17 protein-coding genes and 1 pseudogene are annotated in these 19878 nt (G+C 62.7%); 11 read left to right on the plus strand and 7 right to left on the minus strand.

Features of this window, described 5'->3' with window-relative positions:
• The coding region (locus ACT4OC_RS24390) for an alpha/beta hydrolase fold domain-containing protein (RefSeq protein ID WP_444841603.1) at positions 1–523 on the plus strand (523 nt) is incomplete at its 5' end.
• 214 nt (positions 524–737) lie between these two features.
• Here ACT4OC_RS24390 and ACT4OC_RS24395 read toward each other — a convergent pair.
• The gene (locus ACT4OC_RS24395; protein WP_444841604.1) at positions 738–2015 is read right to left on the minus strand and encodes a DUF2235 domain-containing protein; all 1278 of its coding nucleotides are present in this window, start codon (positions 2013–2015) and stop codon (positions 738–740) included.
• Positions 2016–2510: 495 nt separating this feature from the next.
• Between ACT4OC_RS24395 and ACT4OC_RS24400 the strand changes: the two genes are divergently transcribed.
• On the plus strand, positions 2511–2780 hold the full coding sequence (locus tag ACT4OC_RS24400; RefSeq protein ID WP_444841605.1) for a hypothetical protein: 270 nt from the start codon (positions 2511–2513) through the stop codon (positions 2778–2780).
• Between the two features lie 24 nt (positions 2781–2804).
• Here the strand turns inward: ACT4OC_RS24400 and ACT4OC_RS24405 are convergent, their stop codons facing one another.
• The 4 genes from ACT4OC_RS24405 to rpmB form a co-directional block, all read right to left on the minus strand.
• Complete coding sequence (locus ACT4OC_RS24405) at positions 2805–4043, minus strand: hypothetical protein (RefSeq protein ID WP_444841606.1); 1239 nt, start codon at positions 4041–4043, stop codon at positions 2805–2807.
• Positions 4044–4091: 48 nt separating this feature from the next.
• Complete coding sequence (locus tag ACT4OC_RS24410; protein ID WP_444841607.1) at positions 4092–4568, minus strand: hypothetical protein; 477 nt, start codon at positions 4566–4568, stop codon at positions 4092–4094.
• Positions 4558–6390, minus strand: coding sequence for a Z1 domain-containing protein (locus tag ACT4OC_RS24415; RefSeq protein ID WP_444841608.1), 1833 nt, complete (start codon positions 6388–6390; stop codon positions 4558–4560). Before ACT4OC_RS24415 ends, ACT4OC_RS24410 begins: the two co-directional genes overlap by 11 nt.
• A 207-nt stretch (positions 6391–6597) precedes the next feature.
• A complete protein-coding gene (rpmB, locus tag ACT4OC_RS24420) occupies positions 6598–6906 on the minus strand; it encodes a 50S ribosomal protein L28 (RefSeq protein ID WP_444841609.1) in 309 nt (102 codons plus the stop codon).
• A 380-nt stretch (positions 6907–7286) separates the two neighbouring features.
• Here rpmB and ACT4OC_RS24425 point away from each other — a divergent pair, with 380 nt between their 5' ends.
• The 8 genes and pseudogenes from ACT4OC_RS24425 to ACT4OC_RS24460 all read left to right on the plus strand — a co-directional run bounded on the left by ACT4OC_RS24425 (position 7287) and on the right by ACT4OC_RS24460 (position 17051).
• Positions 7287–8066 carry a DUF3108 domain-containing protein gene (locus tag ACT4OC_RS24425; protein WP_444841619.1) on the plus strand — a complete coding sequence of 260 codons (780 nt, stop codon included), beginning with the start codon at positions 7287–7289 and terminating at the stop codon, positions 8064–8066.
• 400 nt (positions 8067–8466) lie between these two features.
• Positions 8467–11895, plus strand: a pseudogene (locus tag ACT4OC_RS24430) (helicase-related protein).
• Between the two features lie 21 nt (positions 11896–11916).
• On the plus strand, positions 11917–12186 hold the full coding sequence (locus tag ACT4OC_RS24435; RefSeq protein WP_444841610.1) for an RNA-binding S4 domain-containing protein: 270 nt from the start codon (positions 11917–11919) through the stop codon (positions 12184–12186).
• Positions 12187–12318: 132 nt separating this feature from the next.
• A complete protein-coding gene (gene fdxA, locus ACT4OC_RS24440) occupies positions 12319–12657 on the plus strand; it encodes a ferredoxin FdxA (protein ID WP_444841611.1) in 339 nt (112 codons plus the stop codon).
• Positions 12658–13058: 401 nt separating this feature from the next.
• The gene (locus ACT4OC_RS24445) at positions 13059–13907 is read left to right on the plus strand and encodes a CarD family transcriptional regulator (RefSeq protein WP_444841612.1); all 849 of its coding nucleotides are present in this window, start codon (positions 13059–13061) and stop codon (positions 13905–13907) included.
• A gap of 286 nt (positions 13908–14193) precedes the next feature.
• A complete protein-coding gene (locus ACT4OC_RS24450) occupies positions 14194–14607 on the plus strand; it encodes a Spy/CpxP family protein refolding chaperone (protein WP_444841613.1) in 414 nt (137 codons plus the stop codon).
• Positions 14608–14708: 101 nt separating this feature from the next.
• Positions 14709–15359 carry a GNAT family N-acetyltransferase gene (locus ACT4OC_RS24455; protein ID WP_444841614.1) on the plus strand — a complete coding sequence of 217 codons (651 nt, stop codon included), beginning with the start codon at positions 14709–14711 and terminating at the stop codon, positions 15357–15359.
• Positions 15360–15458: 99 nt separating this feature from the next.
• Entirely contained in the window at positions 15459–17051 is a 1593-nt protein-coding gene (locus ACT4OC_RS24460) for an FAD-binding oxidoreductase (protein ID WP_444841615.1), read from the plus strand.
• A 261-nt stretch (positions 17052–17312) separates the two neighbouring features.
• Here the strand turns inward: ACT4OC_RS24460 and ACT4OC_RS24465 are convergent, their stop codons facing one another.
• On the minus strand, positions 17313–17807 hold the full coding sequence (locus ACT4OC_RS24465; protein ID WP_444841616.1) for a YciE/YciF ferroxidase family protein: 495 nt from the start codon (positions 17805–17807) through the stop codon (positions 17313–17315).
• Between the two features lie 271 nt (positions 17808–18078).
• Here ACT4OC_RS24465 and ACT4OC_RS24470 point away from each other — a divergent pair, with 271 nt between their 5' ends.
• Entirely contained in the window at positions 18079–18534 is a 456-nt protein-coding gene (locus tag ACT4OC_RS24470) for a host attachment family protein (RefSeq protein WP_444841617.1), read from the plus strand.
• A 253-nt stretch (positions 18535–18787) separates the two neighbouring features.
• Here ACT4OC_RS24470 and ACT4OC_RS24475 read toward each other — a convergent pair whose 3' ends face one another.
• The gene (locus tag ACT4OC_RS24475; RefSeq protein ID WP_444841618.1) at positions 18788–19741 is read right to left on the minus strand and encodes an IS110 family transposase; all 954 of its coding nucleotides are present in this window, start codon (positions 19739–19741) and stop codon (positions 18788–18790) included.
• Between the last annotated feature and the right edge of the window lie 137 nt (positions 19742–19878).

Raw genomic sequence — 19878 nt, forward strand, 5'->3', positions numbered from 1 at the left:
GGCGGGGATGGGCGTCGCCGGCGAGCGCGCCGGCGGCACTCTCGCCGCCACCTGCGCGCGCGCCGCGCGCGATGCCGGCATCGCGCTCGCCGCGCAGTTCCTCGCCTATCCCGTCACCGACGTGCTCGGCAATTTCTCAGACAGCGCCGAGAACGCGCGCTTCCCCTCGCGCGCCGAGAATGCCGAAGGCTATTTCCTGTCGCGCGCGGTGATGGAGTGGTTCTGCGGCCATTATCTCGAGGACAAGGCCCACGGCACGGACTGGCGCGTCTCGCCCCTGCGCGCGAAAAATCTCGCCGGCGTCGCGCCCGCCATCGTCACCACCGCCTGGTTCGATCCGCTGCGCGACGAGGGCAAGGCCTATGCCGACGCGCTGGCGAAGGCGGGCGTGGCGGTGAAGTATCATCCGGGCGAAGGGCTGATCCACGGCTATTTCGGCCTTGTCGATGCATCCGACGTGGCGCGCGCCGAGGCCAAGCGCGCCCGCGCGGATTTCAAGGCGATGCTGCAGAAGGGGGCGTAGGGCGCGCTGGTGCCACATACCTCGCTGTCGTCCCGGACAAGCGAGCCAACGGGTCGCGCGAATGCGCGCCCGATGACAGGCTCCGCGAGCGCGATCCGGGATCCATAACCACAGGGTTCAGTGGTTGAGCGACGGTGGAGCTCCAGCGTGCTTCCACAATGCGCATTCGTGGTTATGGGTCCCGCAGGGCGGATTACGCTGGCGCTAATCCGCCCTACGAATCCTCCGGCGGCTCGGGCATGTCGAAGATCTTGTAGGTCTTCGGCATGTTGACCGGTGCGTAGTCGCTCCGCGCCTCGATCCGCTTGAGCACGGACTCGTGAATCACCGCACCATCCGGAATGAAGCGCGGCTCGCAGCAGGGGATGTAGTGGCCGAGCAGCGAGCGCCGCTCCGGCCATTCCTTGTATTTGTCGTTCTTCGGAAAGGCTTCCAGCGTGCGCCAGGCGAAGTTCATCGAATTGTGCATGTTCGCCGCATAATCCGGCGCGACGTATTTGAACGGGCTGTTCTTGCGCGACTTGCCCCAGGCGAGCTGGTTCACCGTGCGCGGGTTGACCTCGAGCCCGTGCTTGCGTGCCTCATCGATCATCCACAGCAGCGGATATTTCGACACCTGGCTCTGCGCCTCCGCATAGCCGCCGCCGATATCGGCATGCACCCCGGCGAACCACACCTGCATTATGTCCTGCTCCTTGCGGCTGGAATCCGGCGCGTAGGGATTGAACAGGAAGGTTTGCGGGTCGTCCCACGGCTTGATGCGGAACATGCGCCGCCGCTCGTCGATCGACATCGCCTGGCGGAACGCCTTCACGCTGGGATTTTCCGTCGTGAACGCCAGCTCCTCCATGCTGAGCACGAAGATCCAGCGGTCGCGCCGCGGCACGAACACGCTCGCCACCGTGTCCCACACGCCGACGAACTCGATCGCCGGCCAGCGCGCCGAGGTGATGCGGGCGAACTGCGCGGCGTTGTCGAACGAGGCCGTCGGCAGCGGCCCGTCCTCGTCGCTGCCGGCATCGGTGAGCGCGGAAAGCCCGTGCTCCGGCGCGTCGGTGGAGAACTGCTTGTAGGCGATCTGCCCTGAGCCGGCGAGATTGACCTGCTCCGGCGAAATGAGCCCGATCTTGTGGATCAGCCCGGCCAGCACCCGCACCGTATAGGCGCCGCGCGAGAAGCCGAACAGATAGACGCGGTCGCCCTCCTGCCAGTGGTTGACCAGGAATTGGTAGGCCGACAGCACGTTGTCGTCGAGCCCGTAGCCGGTGGCGAGCCCCAGCACCAGGCTGATATTGGCGCGCAGCCTGTGCCAGGTGCTCGGCTGCGCCAGCGTGCCGACGCCGGGATCGTAATAGACGAACTGCCGCGGGCTCGTCTTCGCCGTCTTGCGCAGGCAGCGATACAGCTTCAGCACATTGGAGATGTTCTCGGAGATTTCGTTGCCGGTGCCGTCGCAGAGAATGACGATGTTGCGGGCGGTTGATTCGGTCATTGGTGTCCCCCACTCTCCACTGTCGTCCCGGGCAAGCGAAGCGCGACCCGGGACCCATAACCACAGGACCGAGTCGATGAGCGAAGCTGGAGCTCCATCGCGTGCCAGTCTCACGCCGGTAGTTATGGGTCCCTGCGTTCGCAGGGACGACACCCATTCACAGCGTCGATCGCTGCCCCGGCACGGCCGCGCTCGTCCCATCCAGCAACGCTACCCGCGCGCCGCGCGCCACCAGCGGACTTCAGCCGGCGTTGCCATGATAGCTGTAGTTGTACTCAAATAAAATCTCGCCGCGAAGCATTCTCGTCGCCCGCGGTTTTCCTGCGTCCTTTTTTCGGAGTTCGCACGAATCACTTGACTCGATCAAAATTCTTGCTTCGCACCAGATAGGGCAAGCTTTAACCTACGGAGGCTCCAGCCGATTTATGGAATCGATGTAAGTGGCGGGAAACGCGGGTTACTATTCTGTGCTCGTTACCCCCTCGGAGGTAGGCCATGGAAGGAACTAAATACGGCCCAATCTTTCTCGGCTGCGTAATTGTGGGAGCTATCTTGGTCTTCGTTCCCCCAAATGGGATCATTGCTGGCGGTCAGTTCGTCTATTTCGGCATGAAGGGCTTACTTGTTGAACAGCAAATTGCGAAGGGCGAGATAGAATTTGGACGAGAATATCAGCTCCGTGAGCAAGAGGAGCGATTTCGTCAGGCTGAGCACGAGCGACAACTGCGTCTGCGGCGCCCGGCCCTCCCTGAGGAAGGGTCTTAGCAACTCTACTCTGCGTACTCAGAGCTACGCAGCTTTCGAAAATGAAAGAATGACCTCGCGGCGCATGCGCGCTCCGAGGGAGTCGGGGGCGTTCTGCGAGGTGGGCGGAGGCAAGTAGCGACGATTTGCAGGTAAATGCCTCGCCCGACGACTCTCAGCTTGCAAACCTGACAGCTCTGCCACCGCAGATACGATCTTAGCGTTCGGAATAAAGGTTCCTCGAACCGTGTTTTCGCCTACAACGTAAACTGCTCTTCCACCGGGCGAGAGCACGCGTGCCGCTTCCGCGACGGCGACACGCATGTCGTCGATATAGTGAGCGAGAACGGCTTCGTGCCGGGAAGAGAGTTTCGGGCTAAGCCGTAGCGCAGCGATTATCCTTTTGATCTCTTCATTTTCACGCGCAGCATTGTCGCTGCTTTCTGCGCCAACGCTATCGCTTCTAATTTCTCCAAGCTCCCCGACGCAGTAACCCATCCAGACGAGAGAGAACTTGCTGCAACGCATATAATCGATCGCGTTGAGATAGGGGGGGGAAGTCAAGACGAGATCGATAGTTCCGCTATGTAGCGGGAGCCGACGCGCGTCGCCCAACTTAACTCTCGTTGCTGGCCCTCTGTCCTGCTGATCGTTCCTGATGCAGTTCTTGAGAACCTGCTTTACCGCGAGGAGAAACTTGTCGAAGGGATCAATCGGTGCGCGAGTAAACGCTTTGTGGGGACGGCTATGGGACAAATCCATCGCCAAGGAAGCGCCGGCTTGTTTTGTTATGATGAGACGAGAAAAGGCGCACCAAAGGGTGTCGCGAAGATTGGGGTCCCTAACGCTATGTATTGCTTCGGCGAGGCAGGTCAGCCGACGACGCGTGTAGCCATCGAACCAGTATCTAATGAATCTACGTGTCTCGAGATCGGCCGAGCGCGGGTAAGCATCGTGCAACTTGCAGTTATCCAACCGCCTTCCGGCCCGCTCTAAGACTTCGATAGCCTTGTCTTCGACCCCGGCTATATCGACGGATGTTGTCCAAACCCGAGCTAACAGTACCGCCAAAGGATCGATATCGATGCCAATTGCGGTGTGACCGCAGGAGCGTGCCACAGCAAGCACTGTGCCTGATCCCATCATTGGATCCAGCACACGAATGGGTTTCGGCTCATGCGCCACAATATCGAGGGCAATGCCCGGCGCCATCCTGGCCGGAAAAGGGTGAACCGGCTCGCGCCCCAGCGCCTCATAGATGGTCTTCTTGAATGTCTTGCTCATGTTTGGCCCAACAAACTTTCGGTTTCATGTTGTGCCGAACGAGTGTGATTAGCCGGCAGCATATCGCTCCCGCACGCGCTCTTTCATAGTTTCAGGAATTACGCTGATCCCCCTCGACACCTTGTACTGCAATTCACCTCTGTTTCCAGCAACCTCATATTGAGTGCGAGGTGGCCTATTAATACTCACCCACGCATTTTCGCTCTCTTGGAAACTTACGATAGTGTGCAGGTCGGCGAATGACAGGGTAACAAGACCATCTGTTCCACACACGAACACAGCAAACGAGTCCGGAAACTTATGCTCCAAGTCGAGGAGGTCGGCGGCTTGCTCAATCGTGAAGGTAAAACGCCAAGGCGACATCCGCTTAGCGGAGTGCTTAACGTATACGCCTACCCGGCTATTCACAACGAATGCGGTGATGCGTCCTTGACGCTCAAACGGTCGAAAGGAAATCGAGAAGTCGCTTTCGATGACCAGTCGCCGAAGAACGACGCCTTGGTAGAATTCGTAATCATCCAGCATGTTTCACATTCTTCAGAAACGAAATGTTGCCATTGAAGCGATACACGAGACGAGCTTTCTTTTGATCGTTAAAGAAAACCTTGAAATGGTGCAAGGCGTCCGGAGCATCGCGCTTGGCCTGTCCAAACAAGCCCTTCTTGCGTTCGATCTTTACGGGGTCGGCATCGCGCATATTCTCGACCCGGCCTGACTCGTGAATTGCAATCGAGCTCGGTCCGCTTGGTAACAGGCGTTCAACATATCGAATCAAGTAGTCTGGTAATGCGTCGGCCCCGATTTCAGCCTGCATTACTCTAAGACAGGATAAGGGATCGTTTGTCCGGCCAATAATGCGCTTGACCTCCTCCGAGTAGTCGAAGATTGGAAAGCTCATCTCGCCTCTATCGAGATCAACGTTCGCCTTGTCGATGCTGGTAGAAGCGGCGGTGGCAATGCGGCTATCCGCAAGCCAGACAGGAGAGCCTTTCTTGGTCTTTATGGCTTCAAGGGCAAGCTTGTGAAAAACGAAGCAGCGATGCCAATCGAGATACAGCTGCTCGGGGATAGTGAGTTCAAAATATGGGAGGTGTTTCCTGCGCGAGCCGAACATTCGGGCTCGTTGGATATAGGTATCCTGCTGAATCTTGTGCTTTGAATCTCGAGTAAAGAACATCGACAAAAGGTTGTCGAAGGTGACCCCCCGAGAGACGATGTTGCCGCCAATGATGAACGTAAACATAGCAGCGGGAGTAGTGGCCGACTTGAAGTCGACATTCTTGTCCCGTTCGCTGTTCATGATTATTGTGGTGGTTTGGTCGCAATGACGAACAATATAGTGGACGATGCGAGGAGCCTGATCGTCTCCGTAAAGCGTAGTTGCTAGTTTTTCGATTTGACTCGCGTAAGATTCGAACTTCTTGGAGTGAACGTCGGCTAGCGCGTTCATGACGTCATCGATGGGCTTCTTATCAGACCTGTGATCCAGCTTTTTCCCGCTGGTGTGAATGAGCATTGAGAAGTTGTCGTCAGTGCCAGCAGCGAGATTAAGCGCAGCGGCGCGAATCAAGAATCGGAAGATCGCTTCGCGAAGATACTTTGGGCTGTCGTCTGTATCCGGCAACGTTTGCAGCGAGAAGGAAACTTCCTCCTGATCCAGAGGGAAGAAGACGTCTTGACCGGTATAGGCATCGTGAGGTGGGAAGTTGACCCACTTTTCGTTGTCATTGTCGAACGTGTTGTTTAGATCCAGCCGGGCAGGCGTCGCCGTCACACCGATATAGATGCCATCATGGCTTATCAGCTGTTTGATGAGGGCGTTGATGCGCGTAACGTCGCCCTTGTTGATAAGAGCGTTTGGCGTAGCGAAATCGGCCTCGTCGTCGATAATGACCTTGTCGCGCACCTTTTCGAGTTTTTGGTTCAGCTTGGTAAGGTCACTTGCATTCTTCTTGCAGAAGATGACGTGGTATCCGCTGGACAGCGAGTATTCGGGGTCAACCACGTCAGAAAAATTGCGAGCCGCTGGCGATAGACGGGATCGCTGAAAGCGATCGAGATTCTGTTGGAGGAGTTGAACGCTGTCGTTCAGCAGGTGAATGACGATACGATGTCCGTCATCAAGCAATTTTGCGGTAAGGCAGATCATCATCTCTGTCTTGCCGCTCTGCGGTTCACCGTAGATTACGAACGACGTTGTGCCGCTCTGCAACGTGTCGCACGCGCTGGCAACCGCCGCCTCGACGCACGACGTTTGTTTGCCGATTGCATTCAAACGATTGAGTTGAGTCTGATATCGGTCACGTTGGTTCGCGATCTCCCGCAACGTATTAACATTGATCGCCAACACTACCCCCCGGTTGAGTTGCTCGCGGCTGCGATCATAGCGAGAGCGTTAGCCGGTGCAAAGAGGAACACCGGGCGATGGGGCCAACTTAAGAACGAAAACAGCCGGGTCGTCTCCGACCCGGCCGCTACCAAACTCAAACTCTGACGCCTAAGCTCTACGCTACCGGACGCTACTTCCGCCCCAGCTAGCCCCAGCTCAAATCCCTCAGCTCGCCTTCTTCTCCGCCGCGGCGCCGCCGACCTTCTTCTCGATCTGGCGCTTCAGCTCCAGCGCCCGCGGCGACAGGCTCGCCGCGCGGGCCTTCAGCAAAAACGCATCGAGGCCGCCATTGTGGTCGACGCTCTTCAGCGCGTTGGTCGAGACGCGCAGGCGCACGTTGCGGCCGAGCGCGTCGGAGATGAAGGTGACGTTGCACAGGTTCGGCAGGAAGCGCCGCTTGGTCTTGATGTTGGAGTGGCTCACCTTGTGGCCCACCAGCGGGGCCTTGGCCGTCAGTTCACAGCGCCGCGACATGATCGGAATATCCTCTTCCATCCCCGCCCGTTGATCGGCGCGCGCCGCGCCCGCGGGGGTCCAAAAACTCGTCCATTTCCAGGAACGGGCGGACGTATAGGGGGCAGGCAGCACGGCGTCAAGGTTTTTGGGCCGGGAAAGTGCGGCGGGCGACGCGGTTTCGCTTAGATTTCAGGGCCTTAACCTACCATATAAAGGGCGCAATCCGCGCCGACATGGATGGGCCGCCTATTTTAGAGAGTTGCCGGGCCGCAATTGCTGCTTAGATGACCATTAGCTCGCGCCCAGAACAGGACCAGCCTTTGGGGATTGCCGCCCGCCTTGATTTGCCACGCCCGGCGAAAGCCGGGATCGCCGGCGCTTGCACGGCGGCCGTGCTGATGCTGGCGCCGCTGCCGGCGTTCGCGCAAGGCAAGGTCGAGGCGCATTACGAGGCTTCGCTCGCCGGCATCGCGGTCGGCCGCGGCACCTGGGGCATCGAGATATCGGACGATTTCTATTCGGCGTCCGCACAGGGCGCGACCGCGGGGCTTCTGAAGGCGTTTTCCGGCGGCACCGGGTCGGGTTCCGTGCAGGGCCGCATCGTCAATGGCGCGCTGGTGCCGGCGGCCTATACCGCCACCGTCAATTCCAAGAAGAGCGAGACCATCAAAATCAACCTTGCCGGTGGCGCCGTGAAGGATTTTGCCATCGTGCCGGAGCCGCCGGTCGATGCCGACCGCATCGTGGTGACCGAGGCGCACAAGAAGGGCGTGGTCGATCCGATGACGAGCTCGCTGGTGAAGGTGGCCGGCAATGGCGAGGTGCTGGGGCCCGACGCCTGCCGCGGCGGCTCATCGGTGTTCGACGGCCGGCTGCGCTACGACCTCAAGCTCGATTTCAAGCGCATGGAAACGGTGAAGGCCGACAAGGGCTATCATGGCCCGGCGGTGGTCTGCGCCATCTACTTCACGCCGGTCGCGGGCTACATCGCCGACCGGCCCGTGATCAAATACCTCACCGCCGAGCGGCGCATGGAGATCGTGCTGGTGCCGATCGCAGGCACGCGCGTGCTGGTGCCGTTCCGCCTCACCATCCCGACGCCGTTCGGTCCCGCCGTGCTGGAGGCGACGCAGTTCAACACGGTCGCGCTGCCGCCGCGCGTGGCGAAGACGCAGTGACGATGTGTCATTGCCGGGCTTGACCCGGCAATCCATCCAGCAAGGACGCTGCGCTTTCTTCTGGGATGGATGCCCGGGTCAAGCCCGGGCACGACGAGTGGAAAGTGACGCCGCTTAGGAGCCCCAAATCCCCATTGACTCCTGGCCCATTCTGATTCGACTCAGGCCCTCGCAAGTTTTAAGGAATCGCCGCCCAAAACACCGCCTTGTTCGCATCCTCCAAACTTGATCTAGTGCCGTCACTGCATCCGGACGCGAGATGTTGCGGTGAACGAAGCGGGAAGGAGGCGGGAGTCAGCGATTCGGGCGCCTTTCGTTCCAGACTCGTTCGCAAGCATTAAAAGCGCGGCGCAAACGAGTTCCAGCCGTCGCAAAGTGAGACAAGAACCCCTTCGAAAACATGGCCTTCTCTCCTTCCCACGCCTCGCTCAGTCATGAACGGGCGCCCGGCGCCGGCGTTACCGCCGTGCTGGGGCCGACCAATACCGGCAAAACGCATCTGGCGATCGAGCGGATGCTCGGCCATTCCTCGGGGCTGATTGGCCTGCCGCTGCGGCTGCTCGCGCGCGAGGTCTACAACAAGATCGCCGACCGCGCGGGCAGCGAGAGCGTCGCGCTGATCACGGGCGAGGAGAAGATCAAGCCGAAATCGCCGCGCTACTGGGTGTCGACCGTGGAAGCGATGCCGCGCGACATCGACGTGTCGTTCCTCGCCGTCGACGAAATCCAGATCGCCGCGGATCTCGAGCGCGGGCACGTCTTCACCGACCGCATTTTGCACCGGCGCGGGCGCGACGAGACGCTGCTGCTCGGGGCCGCCACCATGCGGCCGATGATCGAGAAGCTGCTGCCGGGCGCGTCCATCATCACTCGGCCGCGGCTCTCGACATTGTAATTCGCCGGCGACCGCAAGATCACGCGGCAGCCGCGGCGCACCGCCATCGTCGCGTTCTCGTCGGACGAAGTCTACGCCATTGCCGAATTGATCCGCCGCCAGCATGGCGGCGCGGCGGTGGTGCTGGGTTCGCTCAGCCCGCGCACACGCAATGCGCAGGTGGCGATGTTCCAGAACGGCGACGTCGATTTTCTCGTCGCCACCGACGCCGTCGGCATGGGGCTCAATCTCGATGTCGACCACGTCGCCTTTGCCAGCGATCGCAAGTATGACGGCTATCAGTTCCGCCGCCTGACGCCGGCCGAGTTCGCGCAGATCGCCGGCCGCGCGGGGCGCGCCACGCGCAACGGCACCTTCGGCACCACCGGGCGCTGTGCGCCGTTCGAGCCGGAGCTGGTCAACGCGCTGCAGAACCACTCCTTCGACAGCGTGAAGACGTTGCAATGGCGCAATGCGAAGCTGGATTTCGCCTCGCTCGGTTCCCTGCAGGTGTCGCTGGCGCTGCCGCCCGCGCATGAGGCGCTCACCAGGGCGCCGATCGCCGAGGACATGCGCGTGCTCGACCATGCCGCGCGCGATGGAGAGGTGCGCGATCTCGCGCATGGCGCCTCGGCCGTCGAGCGGCTATGGGACGCCTGCGCCATTCCAGATTACCGCAAGCTATCGCCGGCGGCGCATGCCGAGCTCGTGACCGGGATCTTCGGCCACCTGATGCGCAAGGGCCGCATTCCCGATGCCTGGTATGCGACCCAGGTCGACCAGGCCGACCGCACCGACGGCGACATCGACACGCTGTCGGGCCGGATCGCGCAGATCCGCACCTGGACCTTCGTGGCCAACCGGCCGGACTGGCTGGCCGACCCCGAGCACTGGCAGGGCGTGACGCGGGAGGTCGAAAATAAATTATCGGATGCGCTGCATGAACGCCTTACGGAGCGTTTCGTTGACCGCCGTACCAGTGTATTGATGCGCCGCCTGCGGGAGAATACGGGTTTGAATACGGAAATCGGCAAGACCGGCGAAGTCATCGTCGAGGGCCACACCATCGGCCGGCTCGACGGCTTTACCTTTGCGCCCGATGCGGCGGAGGCCGGCGGCGACGCCAAGGCGCTGCAGGCGGCTGCGCAACAGGTGCTGGCGCGCGAGATCGACGCGCGGGCGGAGAAGCTTGCCGCTGCGCCGGACGATCAGTTCATCCTGACCTCCGACGGCACCATGCGCTGGACCGGCGATGCCGTGGCGAAACTGGTTGCGACGGAAGACGCGCTGCATCCGCGCGTCCGCATCATTTCCGACGAGCGGCTGACCGGCGCGCCGCGCGAGGCGGTGCAGGCACGGCTCGATCTGTGGCTGAAGACGCATATCGAAAAGCTGCTCGGCCCGCTGTTTGCGCTGTCCAAGGCCGAGGACGTCACCGGCATCGCCCGCGGCATCGCGTTCCAGCTGGTGGAGGCGTTAGGGGTGCTCGAGCGCAACCGGATCGCGGCCGAGATGAAGGATCTCGACCAGCCTTCGAGGGCGCTCTTACGCAAATACGGCGTGCGGTTCGGTGCCTATCACATCTATTTCCCGCAGCTCTTGAAACCTGCGGCGCGTTCGCTGGCTTCGCTCTTGTGGGCGGATAAGCAGGACAATGTCGATCTTGCCGCGCTGTCCAGCGCGCAGCACCTGGCAAGCTCCGGGCGCACCTCGTTCCCAGTCGACAAGACCCTGCCGCGCGATGCCTATCGCATGCTCGGCTATCGCCAGTGCGGCGAGCGCGCGGTGCGCGTCGACATCCTGGAGCGCCTCGCCGACCTGATCCGCCCGGCGCTGGCCTGGAAGGAAACTTCGCCGGGCCAAAAGCCGGCTGGCGCCTTCGACGGCCGCGGTTTTGTGGTGACGCAGGCGATGACCTCGCTGACGGGTTCTGCCGGCGAGGATTTTGCCTCGATCCTGCGCGCGCTTGGCTATCGCATGGACCGCCGCCCGCCGCTGCCGGAGAAGCCGGCCGAGAAGGTGGAGACGGTGCCCGCCGAGACGCCGCCGGCGGAAGCCGTGGCACAAGACAATGCCGCGCCTGCGCTGCCGCCCGAGCTCAACATCGCCCCGCCCGCCAATGACAATGTGGTGCCGGCGCCCGCTCCGGTGGAAGCGGCGCCTCCTGCCGCGCCCAAGGCCGAGCCGGTTGCGGAAGCGCCCGCTGCCGAAGAAGCGCCGGAAGCCGTTGCGATGGAAGTTGCCGCGGAGACGGCAATTGTCGAGGAGACTTCGTCTGCCGAAGTTTCCGTCGCCGAAGTTTCCGTCAGCGAAGCTGTCCCTTCCGAGGCCGCTGCAACGGAAGCCCCTGCCGCCGAAGCAACCGCCGCCGCCGAAGCAACCGCCGCCGCCGCTGCGGAAGCCGCCGCCGAGCCGGTGCTGGTCGAAGTCTGGCGTCCCGGCGGCCGTCACGAGGAACGCCGCCCGCGCCACGAGCGCGGCGGCCGTCATCGCCATCAACGCAAGGGCGAGGGCGCGCAGGCCGCTTCGGGCGAAGCCGCAGCTCCTGCCGCCGAGGGCGAGAAGAGCGGCGAGCATCGCGGTCGCCGCGACCGTCACCGCGAGTTCAGGAAGCCCCGCGAAGGCGGCGAGGGCGCGCCGCGCCAGGACAAGCGTGAAGACAAGCGTGAAGACAAGCGTGAAGACAAGCGTGACGACAAGCGCGAGGAGCGCGGCGATCGCCGCGAGCGTTCCGAGGGCAAGGGCAAGGAGCGCGACGAGCGCCGCGACAAGTTCGATCGCAAGGGAGGTGGCGGACGCGATCGCGACAAGGGCGGACGCCGCGACCGCGAGAGCGGTCCCTCGCACCGGCAATACGCGACATCGGCCAATCCGCGCGACAATCGCGCCGCCGATCCCAATTCGCCCTTCGCCAAGCTCGCGGCGCTCAAGGAGCAGCTCGCGCGGAAAGAATAGCGCGTCAGGCAGAGATCGCGATTGGACAAGCAGCGTCTCGACAAATGGCTGTGGCATGCGCGGGTGGTGAAGGCCCGCACCAGTGCCGCTAGCCTGGTCGAGAGCGGCCATGTCCGTATCAACGGCACGCGCGAGAAATCGCCGGGCCATGCCGTGAAGCCCGGTGACGTCCTCACGATTTCGCTGGATCGCGGCGTGCGGCTGATGAAGGTGATCGGCTTCTCGGAGCGGCGCGGCGATGCGACGGCGGCACGCGCGCTGTACGAGGATTTGCAAGCCGGTCCCAAGTAACTATTTGAGGCGGGCAGGGATGCGCGAAAACGCCTGGTTTCGGCTATCCGCTTCCCTTGCGGCAGCGCACATCCTGCGCTAGCAACGCCCCCGGAAATTGCCGCGAGAAATAAGACTGTTCCGGAGCCTTGGATGACTTACGTCGTCACTGAAGCCTGCATCAAGTGCAAGTACACCGATTGCGTCGAGGTCTGCCCCGTCGATTGCTTCTACGAGGGCGAGAACATGCTGGTGATCCATCCGGACGAATGCATCGACTGCGGCGTGTGCGAGCCTGAATGCCCGGCCGACGCCATCAAGCCCGACACCGAGCCGGGGCTGGAGCAGTGGCTCGAGGTCAACGCCGAATACGCCAAGAGCTGGCCGAATATCACCCAGAAGAAGGACTCGCCGCCCGACGCGAAGGAGTTCGACGGGGTCGAAGGCAAGTTCGAGAAATATTTTTCCAAGAACCCCGGGACTGGCGACTGATTCGCGGGTGGCCCTAAATCCCCAGTTGAGGCCGAATCGGCCCTAATAAAGGGCGCGCCTTTAACCCTAATTCCGTAACAGAGTGTCAAAACGGCCCCGTATGCGCCCGGAATCGGGCGTAAATCATTGATTTTTGCGGAAAATGTGCTATATTGGGCACAATCTAACCGAACCCGTCAGCCCCGCTTGGCCCCTATGGGTTCCCGTCAAAAACCTTGAACAGGGGCGTGGCCGTTTTCCGCGCGCAGGCTGTGTCACAGAAAACGCGTAAACAGAGTGCTTCCAAGACCACCAAGAAAGCCGCTGCGGCGAGCCGCAGCGCATCCAAGGGCCGTGCCAAGGCGTCCGTGAAGGAGCCGAAGAAGGCGGCGGCTGCAAAGTCCTCCAATAAAAGAAGCGCAATGCCAGCCAAGAATGCCAAGACTGTCGCGAAAGCGGCCGGATCGAAGTCGTCTGCTTCGAAGGCGCCTGCCGCCAAGGTTGTCGCGAAAACTGCCAAGCCTGTAGCCGCCGCAAAGACCGCCGCCGCTCCCAAGACCCCCGCTCCCAAGACCCCCGCTCCCAAGACCCCCGCTCCCAAGGCCGCCGCTCCCAAGGCCGCCGTGAAGCCGGCGGTGCCGCCGAAGGTGGAAGAAAAGAAGCCGCTGACCCAGCGCCAGGGCTTCAAGACCAATGAATTCGTGGTCTATCCGGCGCACGGCGTCGGCCAGATCCTCGCCATCGAGGAGCAGGAGATCGCAGGCGCCAGGCTCGAGCTGTTCGTCATCAACTTCATCAAGGACAAGATGACGCTGCGCGTGCCGACCGCCAAGGTCGCCAATGTCGGCATGCGCAAGCTGTCCGATCCGGCGCTGGTCAAGAGGGCCCTCGAAACCCTCAAGGGTCGTGCGCGCGTGAAGCGCACGATGTGGTCGCGCCGCGCCCAGGAATACGAAGCCAAGATCAACTCCGGCGATATCGTTGCGATCGCGGAAGTCGTGCGCGACCTCTATCGTTCGGAATCGCAGCCCGAGCAGTCCTACTCGGAACGCCAGCTCTATGAAGCGGCGCTGGATCGGCTCTCCCGCGAGATCGCCGTCGTGCAGCACTCGACCGAGACCGAGGCGATCAAGGAAATCGAGAGCCAGCTCGCCAAGAGCCCGCGCCGCGGCGCCAAGACCGAAGCCGAAGGCAGCGCCGAGGGCGACGCCGACGGCGACGATCTCGACGCGGAGGGTGACGATGCCGCCGTCGAGGACGAAGCCGCCTGAAAGGATGGCGATAAAGACTGAAACGAAAAGCCCGGCCGTCGCGCCGGGCTTTTTGTTTGGTGCGCTTGCCCTTTGGGAGCGTTCTCCGTGAGGACCGATCGGTCGGCTTGAGCCAGATCAGAGCGCCGGGGTTTGCCTCGGCATAGGCTGCCTCATTCAATCTCAAGGAGGCGTCACGATGCGAAATCGAGCAAGGACCGTGATGGCGGCTTTGCTGCTGACGACGGCATGCGGCTCGCTTGCAGCCGCGCAGCCTGGCTCCGGCGGACCCGGAGGGGGACCGGGCATGATGGGGCCCGGCATGATGATGGGCCCCGGGATGATGGGAGGGCGCGGATTCGGCTTCTTCTGCAACCCTCGCATGGCCGGATTCGCCGAATGGCGTATTTCCCAGTTCGAGGGCACCCTCAAGCCGACCGACGCGCAAAAAACACTACTGAACGATCTCAAGGCCGCATCGGCGAAGGCGGCAGAAATCATCACCAAGGACTGCCCGGCCACGCCGCCTTCCAAGCCTACCGAGCGGCTGGCGCTGGCCGAGAAGCGGCTCGAGGCGATGCAGCAGGCCATCAAGACCGTCCGCCCCGCGTTCCAGGCCTTTTACGACGCGCTCGACGACAAGCAGAAGACGATGCTCGAGGCGGCAGGTCCGCGCAGATGGGGGTGGCGCCACTGGCGCTGGCCCTGGAGCGAAGAATAGCGAGAATGTCCGGCGGCGACGCCGGGCTGTCGCTTGCGGGACTCGTCCGTGCAAGCCGATGATTGCTGCACCGGTCGCTGACTGACCGATCTCGGGCCGTCATGGATAAAATCTCGCGAGAGCGACGCCCAAGCGACGAACAGCTCGTCTACCGGCCGGCGGTGCCGGGCGACAGTCGTGCGATTGCCGATCTGATCTGCCAGGCCGGAGGCGGTCTCTACGAGTTTCTCTTCGACGACCTGATTCCGTTGGTCAGCGCAATCGATATCGTCGCTGCCGGCGTGGGCATGAGCGGCGGTCCGCTGTCCTATGAGAACTGCCTGGTCGCAAGCAGCGCATCGGCCGGGGTGGTGGGCGCGGCCAACTTCTTCCCGACCGACTCGCTCGCGGAGGAGACCTTTCTTTCTCTGGTGTCGGACCGGTTCGATCACATCAGCCCGATGCTGCGGTTGCGCGATCGGGGCAGCATGTTCCTCAATGCAATCGCCGTCTCCGGTAACTATCGCGGCAACGGTGTCGGCACGCATCTGATCGCCCTGACCGAAGTTGCAAGCCTGGAAGCCGGACTATCCCGCCTGAGCCTGCACGTGTGGGTCGACAATGTCGTGGCGATCAAGCTGTACAAGCGTCATGGATTCTCCGAGGTCGGGATTGCCGAGCTTGCCGTCTCTCCGAGATTGCCGCATTCGGGCGGCAGTCTGCTGATGCGAAAGATATTGCCGGGTCCGGCGGTTGGAAAAAGCCAGCGGTGACGCCGCGCGCTCCTGCGTGAGAGGATGCGTTCCGCTTCCGGCCTGTCCCGATAGCCGCTACCATCGAGGAGGTGCAGCGTTGATCCGGGAGTTCAGAAGATGAGGCGGCAGAAGAAGTTCTATGCCTGGGGCTACGCCGACGAAGACCTGACGGCGGAGGAGATCAGGCCCTGGGAAGCCGATATCGCCAGGCGCTACGGCGTCTCCGGTTTCGACGTGACGCCGCCCCCCAGGGCTGACGAGATCACGCTGCGCGCGCCGCGTGTCGACGTGCCGGCGGGCTTGCAGCCGATCGTTCGCACCGATCATCTTGTCCGCCTGGAGCACAGCTACGGCAAGGCGGGGTTCGATACCTGCCGGATGTTCATGCGCTCCGTACCCAATCCACCCGATGCCGTGGCGTTTCCGGAGAACGAACAGGACATCGTCCGCGTCCTCGACTGGTGCGACCGGATCGGCGCCAAGGCCATTCCCTATGGCGGCGGCTCCTCGGTGGTGAAAGGCATCGAACCTTCTCCGGCGTTCGAGAAAGTCGTGACGATCTCCATGCGCCACATGGACAAGGTGCTGGAAGTCGATCCCGTAAGCCAGGCCGCGCGCATCCAGGGCGGGGTGTACGGACCGCACATCGAGGAGCAGCTGCGCGATACGCCGTTTACGATGCGCCACTACATGCAGGCCTATCGCTGCTCCACGCTGGGCGGCTGGATCGCAACCCGCTCGGGCGGCCACTACGCGACGCTCTACACCCACATCGACGATTTCGTGGAGAGCACGCGCGTGGTGACTCCCGTTGGCACGCTGGAGACGCGCCGCCTGCCGGGCTCCGGTGCGGGACCGAGCCCCGACCGCATGTTCATCGGCTCCGAGGGCATTTTGGGCATCATCACCGAAGCCTGGATGCGGCTGCGCAAGAAGCCGGGTTTTCGTGCGGCGACCAGCGTCCGCTTCAAGAACTTTTATGCGGGCGCCGACGCGGTGCGCGGCATCACCCAGGCCGGCCTCTATCCCGCCAACTGCCGCCTGCTGGAGGCGCGCGAGGCGCTGCCCGACATCCCCTGGGACAACGAAGAGGCGGTGCTGATGCTGACCTTCGAGTCGGCCGACCATCCGCTCGATGCCTGGATGGACCGCGCGCTCGAAATCTGCCGGGACTGTGGCGGTGTGCCTGATGCCGCCGCGCTGGAGGACGAGAACTCGCACCGCTCCGGCGCCGCCGGCGCCTGGCGCAACAAGTTCATCCGCGCGCCGCATTACAGCGAGCATGCGGTGGCGCGCGGCATCCTTTCATCGACGTTCGAGACGTCGATGACGTGGGAGCGCTTCCGCGACTTCCACGGCAAGATCACCAGGATCGCCCACGACACCATCAAGCGGGTCACCGGGCGCGAAGGCACCGTCACCTGCCGCTTCACGCACGTCTATCCCGACGGACCGTGCCTGTATTTCACCTTCGGGGGCCTGCTCGACAAGCGGATCATGCTCGACCAGTTCATGGAGGTGCTGTCGACCTGCACGGCGGCAACCGTCGAACACGGCGGCACCACCACTCATCACCATGCCGTCGGCCGGGTTGAACCGCCCGTCGACGACAAGCAGCGGCCCGAGCTGTTCGCCCGCGCGCTGCGCGGCGCGAAACGCGCGCTCGATCCGAAGGGGATGATGAATCCGGGGGTGCTGATCGATCCCTGAGAGCGGAGCCGCCGGAGCATGGCCCCAAAGGAAGGATGACCTCAAAAAGAAGCGAGCCGCCAAGGAAGCGGTGATCCCTGGCGGCCGAGTTGGGGGGCGTGGACGTGCGGCGTCCACGCGCCGTCCTTGGTACCGGTAACGGGCTCAGGGAACTTGATCGAGATCAAATTAGACAGGCGCCACCTGTGCATTGCTCCCGACGCCCGTGGACCTGCGGGCGTCACAAGTAAAAGCCGGGCCGGTTACCGACGGCCGGACGTTTTACGCCGCAAGCGCGTCGCGATTGACTTCGCCCTTGGCGAGCTGGGTCAGCAGCACGTCGGTCCGCTTTTCTTCCTCGAGGCTGAGGTGCAGCATCTTCTGCTCGTCACGCAGGTTGAGCTGGCCGGCCAGCGCCGCCGCCGTGCCATACGCGGCGATCTCGTAATGCTCGATCCGCTGGGCCGACGCGATCAGGCCTGCATCGCGCAGATTTTCGGTCTTGAGCATGGCGAGCATCTTCATGGTTTCGTTGACGAGCGCCTGCATGGCCTGGTCGACATGCGCCTTCGGATCGGCGCCGTGTTTCACCAGGATCGTCTCCAGCCGTGCGACTTGCGTCTCGGTCTCGGCACGGTGATGGATCAGGGCGCGCTTGAGCGAAGGATGCGAGGCGGCGCCCGCCAGGCGCAGCAGCACGCCGGACAGCTGCTCTTCGGCACTGACGAACTCCTGCAATTCGACCAGGAACATTTCCCTGAAATTACGGATCTCCATGGCGACTTCCTTCCGATTTGGGCTGCCTTGCGTCGGAAGGGGCGGAACAGGCGAACGCGCCTCCCGACTCTGGTCAAACGGGGTCTTTGCGCCGCTGTTCCCGCTATCGACATAATGTTTCGGTGCGCCACCATGGCCTGGGCAGCGCTGGCCGGCCAAACGGCCCCGCTTGCGCGAACCACATCTATGCTGCCGCGTTATACGTCGGGCAACGACCCCAAGGCGCCTCACGCAATCTCCAGGCGAACCGCCGATCGGGAGCATCCAGAAAATGGCCACGGAACCTGAATTGCGCGTCCCCCACAACGCACTCGTTCTCGTCGGCGACGGTCAAAAAGCTCTCTTCCTGCGCAACAGAGGCAACCCGCAGCGCGTTTCGCTCGTCGTCGAGGAGATCCTCGAACGCGACAATCCGCCGACGCGCGCGCAGGGCACGGATCGGCCGGGACGAACCAACGCGAGCGTCGGCGCTGCCCGCAGCGCCATGGAGGAATCCGACTGGCATCACATTGCCAAAGAGCGGTTTGCCACGGAGCTGTCGGACGCGCTTTATCGGCATGCCCACGCCAATCGCTTCGACAAGCTAATCGTCATCGCGCCGCCGAAAATCCTCGGGGACCTGCGCAAGGCCTTCCATGCAGAGGTCAGCGCACGCATCGCCGCCGAAGTCCCGAAGGAGCTGACCTCGCATCCGGTGGCCGAAATCGAGCGGCTGATCGCGGCCTAGTAGCAACTATCAAGTTGGACGCGGATGAGCGCGCCCCGACCGGCTGCAGTGTGACGCCGCGCTTGCCGTCGTCAAGGAGTGGCCTGGAAGCCGCGGAGCCTGCGTTGAGCAATGCGCGACGGCCATCCTTGACGACGTCTGCGCGCGGCGTCACGGATTGAAGCAGGTCGGGACGAAGAAACGGCCACTCCGGTCGAACCAAGAAACGAAGGCGAGACGGAAGAGTGGTTGCTCTGGCGAACTCGCCGGGAACTCAAGGGGCGATGGTGCGGACCTCCCATGGCGTACCGCGAGCGACGACCGCGTTGGCGAAGATCAGCAGCTTGCGCGCGCACGCGACGACTGCAACCTTGTGCTCCTTTCCAGCGGCGCGCAGCCTCTTGTAGAGCGCCGTCAGGTGCGGGTTCCAGCGCAGCGCGGCGATCCATGCTGCGACGTAGAGACTATTGCGCAACCGCTCACGGCCACCGGCGATGTGGCGATCGCCGATGTGCTCGCCACTGTCGTCATCGTAGGGGGCAAGCCCGGCCAACGCGCCGGCCTGGCCGTGGCTGAGCTGGCCGATCTCCGGCATGCGCACCACGATGGCGCTTGCGCTGCGCAACGCAATGCCGTCGATGCTGAGGATCAGGTCGAGCCGTTTGGCGAGATCGGAATGCTGACGGATTGCCGCCACCAGTTGCTTGAGCCGTTGCCGGAAAAGCCCGCGGAATCGCCGAATCTCGTCGTCCCAGAGCTGCCGCAGACCGTCATCGCGGCAGGACTCGCGATGGTTTTTGAACCGTGCCATCGTGCGGACGATCTGGTCGATCTGGGTCTGCAACTCGGCCAATTCTGCCAGACGCCGGTCTGGTGCGGCATGGATGGTCTCGACGTCCGACGTGCAGGCCGCAATCAAGGCAGCATCGATCTTGTCGTTCTTCGCCAGCCTCAGATGAAAGCGCCCATAGGCGCGCACCTGCGCGGGCTGGAACACGACGACCACGAAACGGTCCTGGCGCAGCCGCCGGACCACCATTTGCTCGTAGCCGCCAGTGGCTTCGATGCCGACCCGTTTGACCCGATGCTGCCGCAACCAGACCAACAACTCCTCGTGCCCCTCGGCCGTATTGGCTACCTGCAACCGTTCCGGCCTTCCATGCAGCGCCACATCGAGCTTCCGCTTGCCTGTATCGATGCCGCCGCAAATTGTGCTACGCTTGCTCATCTTCTCGGTCCTCCCTTGAATGCGAGCCTGATGCTCATTCAACAATGCGGGCCTCATGAAGATGCCGACCGTGATCCTGCTACGAAGATCAGCTCACGATGCTTCGATGGGTTACGATCCAACGGTCAGCGGCCCGG

The sequence above is a fragment of the Bradyrhizobium sp. genome, from assembly GCF_052389815.1.
Taxonomy (GTDB): domain Bacteria; phylum Pseudomonadota; class Alphaproteobacteria; order Rhizobiales; family Xanthobacteraceae; genus Bradyrhizobium.

What these genes read in the sequence shown, in the direction of transcription:
- ACT4OC_RS24465 (WP_444841616.1), bottom strand. Translation starts at nt 17,807, where the DNA reads ATGGAGATCCGTAATTTCAGGGAAATGTTCCTGGTCGAATTGCAGGAG.
- ACT4OC_RS24425 (WP_444841619.1), top strand. Translation starts at nt 7,287, where the DNA reads ATGCTGGCGCCGCTGCCGGCGTTCGCGCAAGGCAAGGTCGAGGCGCAT.
- fdxA (WP_444841611.1), top strand. Translation starts at nt 12,319, where the DNA reads ATGACTTACGTCGTCACTGAAGCCTGCATCAAGTGCAAGTACACCGAT.
- ACT4OC_RS24455 (WP_444841614.1), top strand. Translation starts at nt 14,709, where the DNA reads ATGGATAAAATCTCGCGAGAGCGACGCCCAAGCGACGAACAGCTCGTC.
- rpmB (WP_444841609.1), bottom strand. Translation starts at nt 6,906, where the DNA reads ATGTCGCGGCGCTGTGAACTGACGGCCAAGGCCCCGCTGGTGGGCCAC.
- ACT4OC_RS24470 (WP_444841617.1), top strand. Translation starts at nt 18,079, where the DNA reads ATGGCCACGGAACCTGAATTGCGCGTCCCCCACAACGCACTCGTTCTC.
- ACT4OC_RS24405 (WP_444841606.1), bottom strand. Translation starts at nt 4,043, where the DNA reads ATGAGCAAGACATTCAAGAAGACCATCTATGAGGCGCTGGGGCGCGAG.
- ACT4OC_RS24395 (WP_444841604.1), bottom strand. Translation starts at nt 2,015, where the DNA reads ATGACCGAATCAACCGCCCGCAACATCGTCATTCTCTGCGACGGCACC.
- ACT4OC_RS24445 (WP_444841612.1), top strand. Translation starts at nt 13,059, where the DNA reads ATGCCAGCCAAGAATGCCAAGACTGTCGCGAAAGCGGCCGGATCGAAG.
- ACT4OC_RS24460 (WP_444841615.1), top strand. Translation starts at nt 15,459, where the DNA reads ATGAGGCGGCAGAAGAAGTTCTATGCCTGGGGCTACGCCGACGAAGAC.
- ACT4OC_RS24475 (WP_444841618.1), bottom strand. Translation starts at nt 19,741, where the DNA reads ATGAGCAAGCGTAGCACAATTTGCGGCGGCATCGATACAGGCAAGCGG.
- ACT4OC_RS24410 (WP_444841607.1), bottom strand. Translation starts at nt 4,568, where the DNA reads ATGCTGGATGATTACGAATTCTACCAAGGCGTCGTTCTTCGGCGACTG.
- ACT4OC_RS24400 (WP_444841605.1), top strand. Translation starts at nt 2,511, where the DNA reads ATGGAAGGAACTAAATACGGCCCAATCTTTCTCGGCTGCGTAATTGTG.
- ACT4OC_RS24450 (WP_444841613.1), top strand. Translation starts at nt 14,194, where the DNA reads ATGATGGGGCCCGGCATGATGATGGGCCCCGGGATGATGGGAGGGCGC.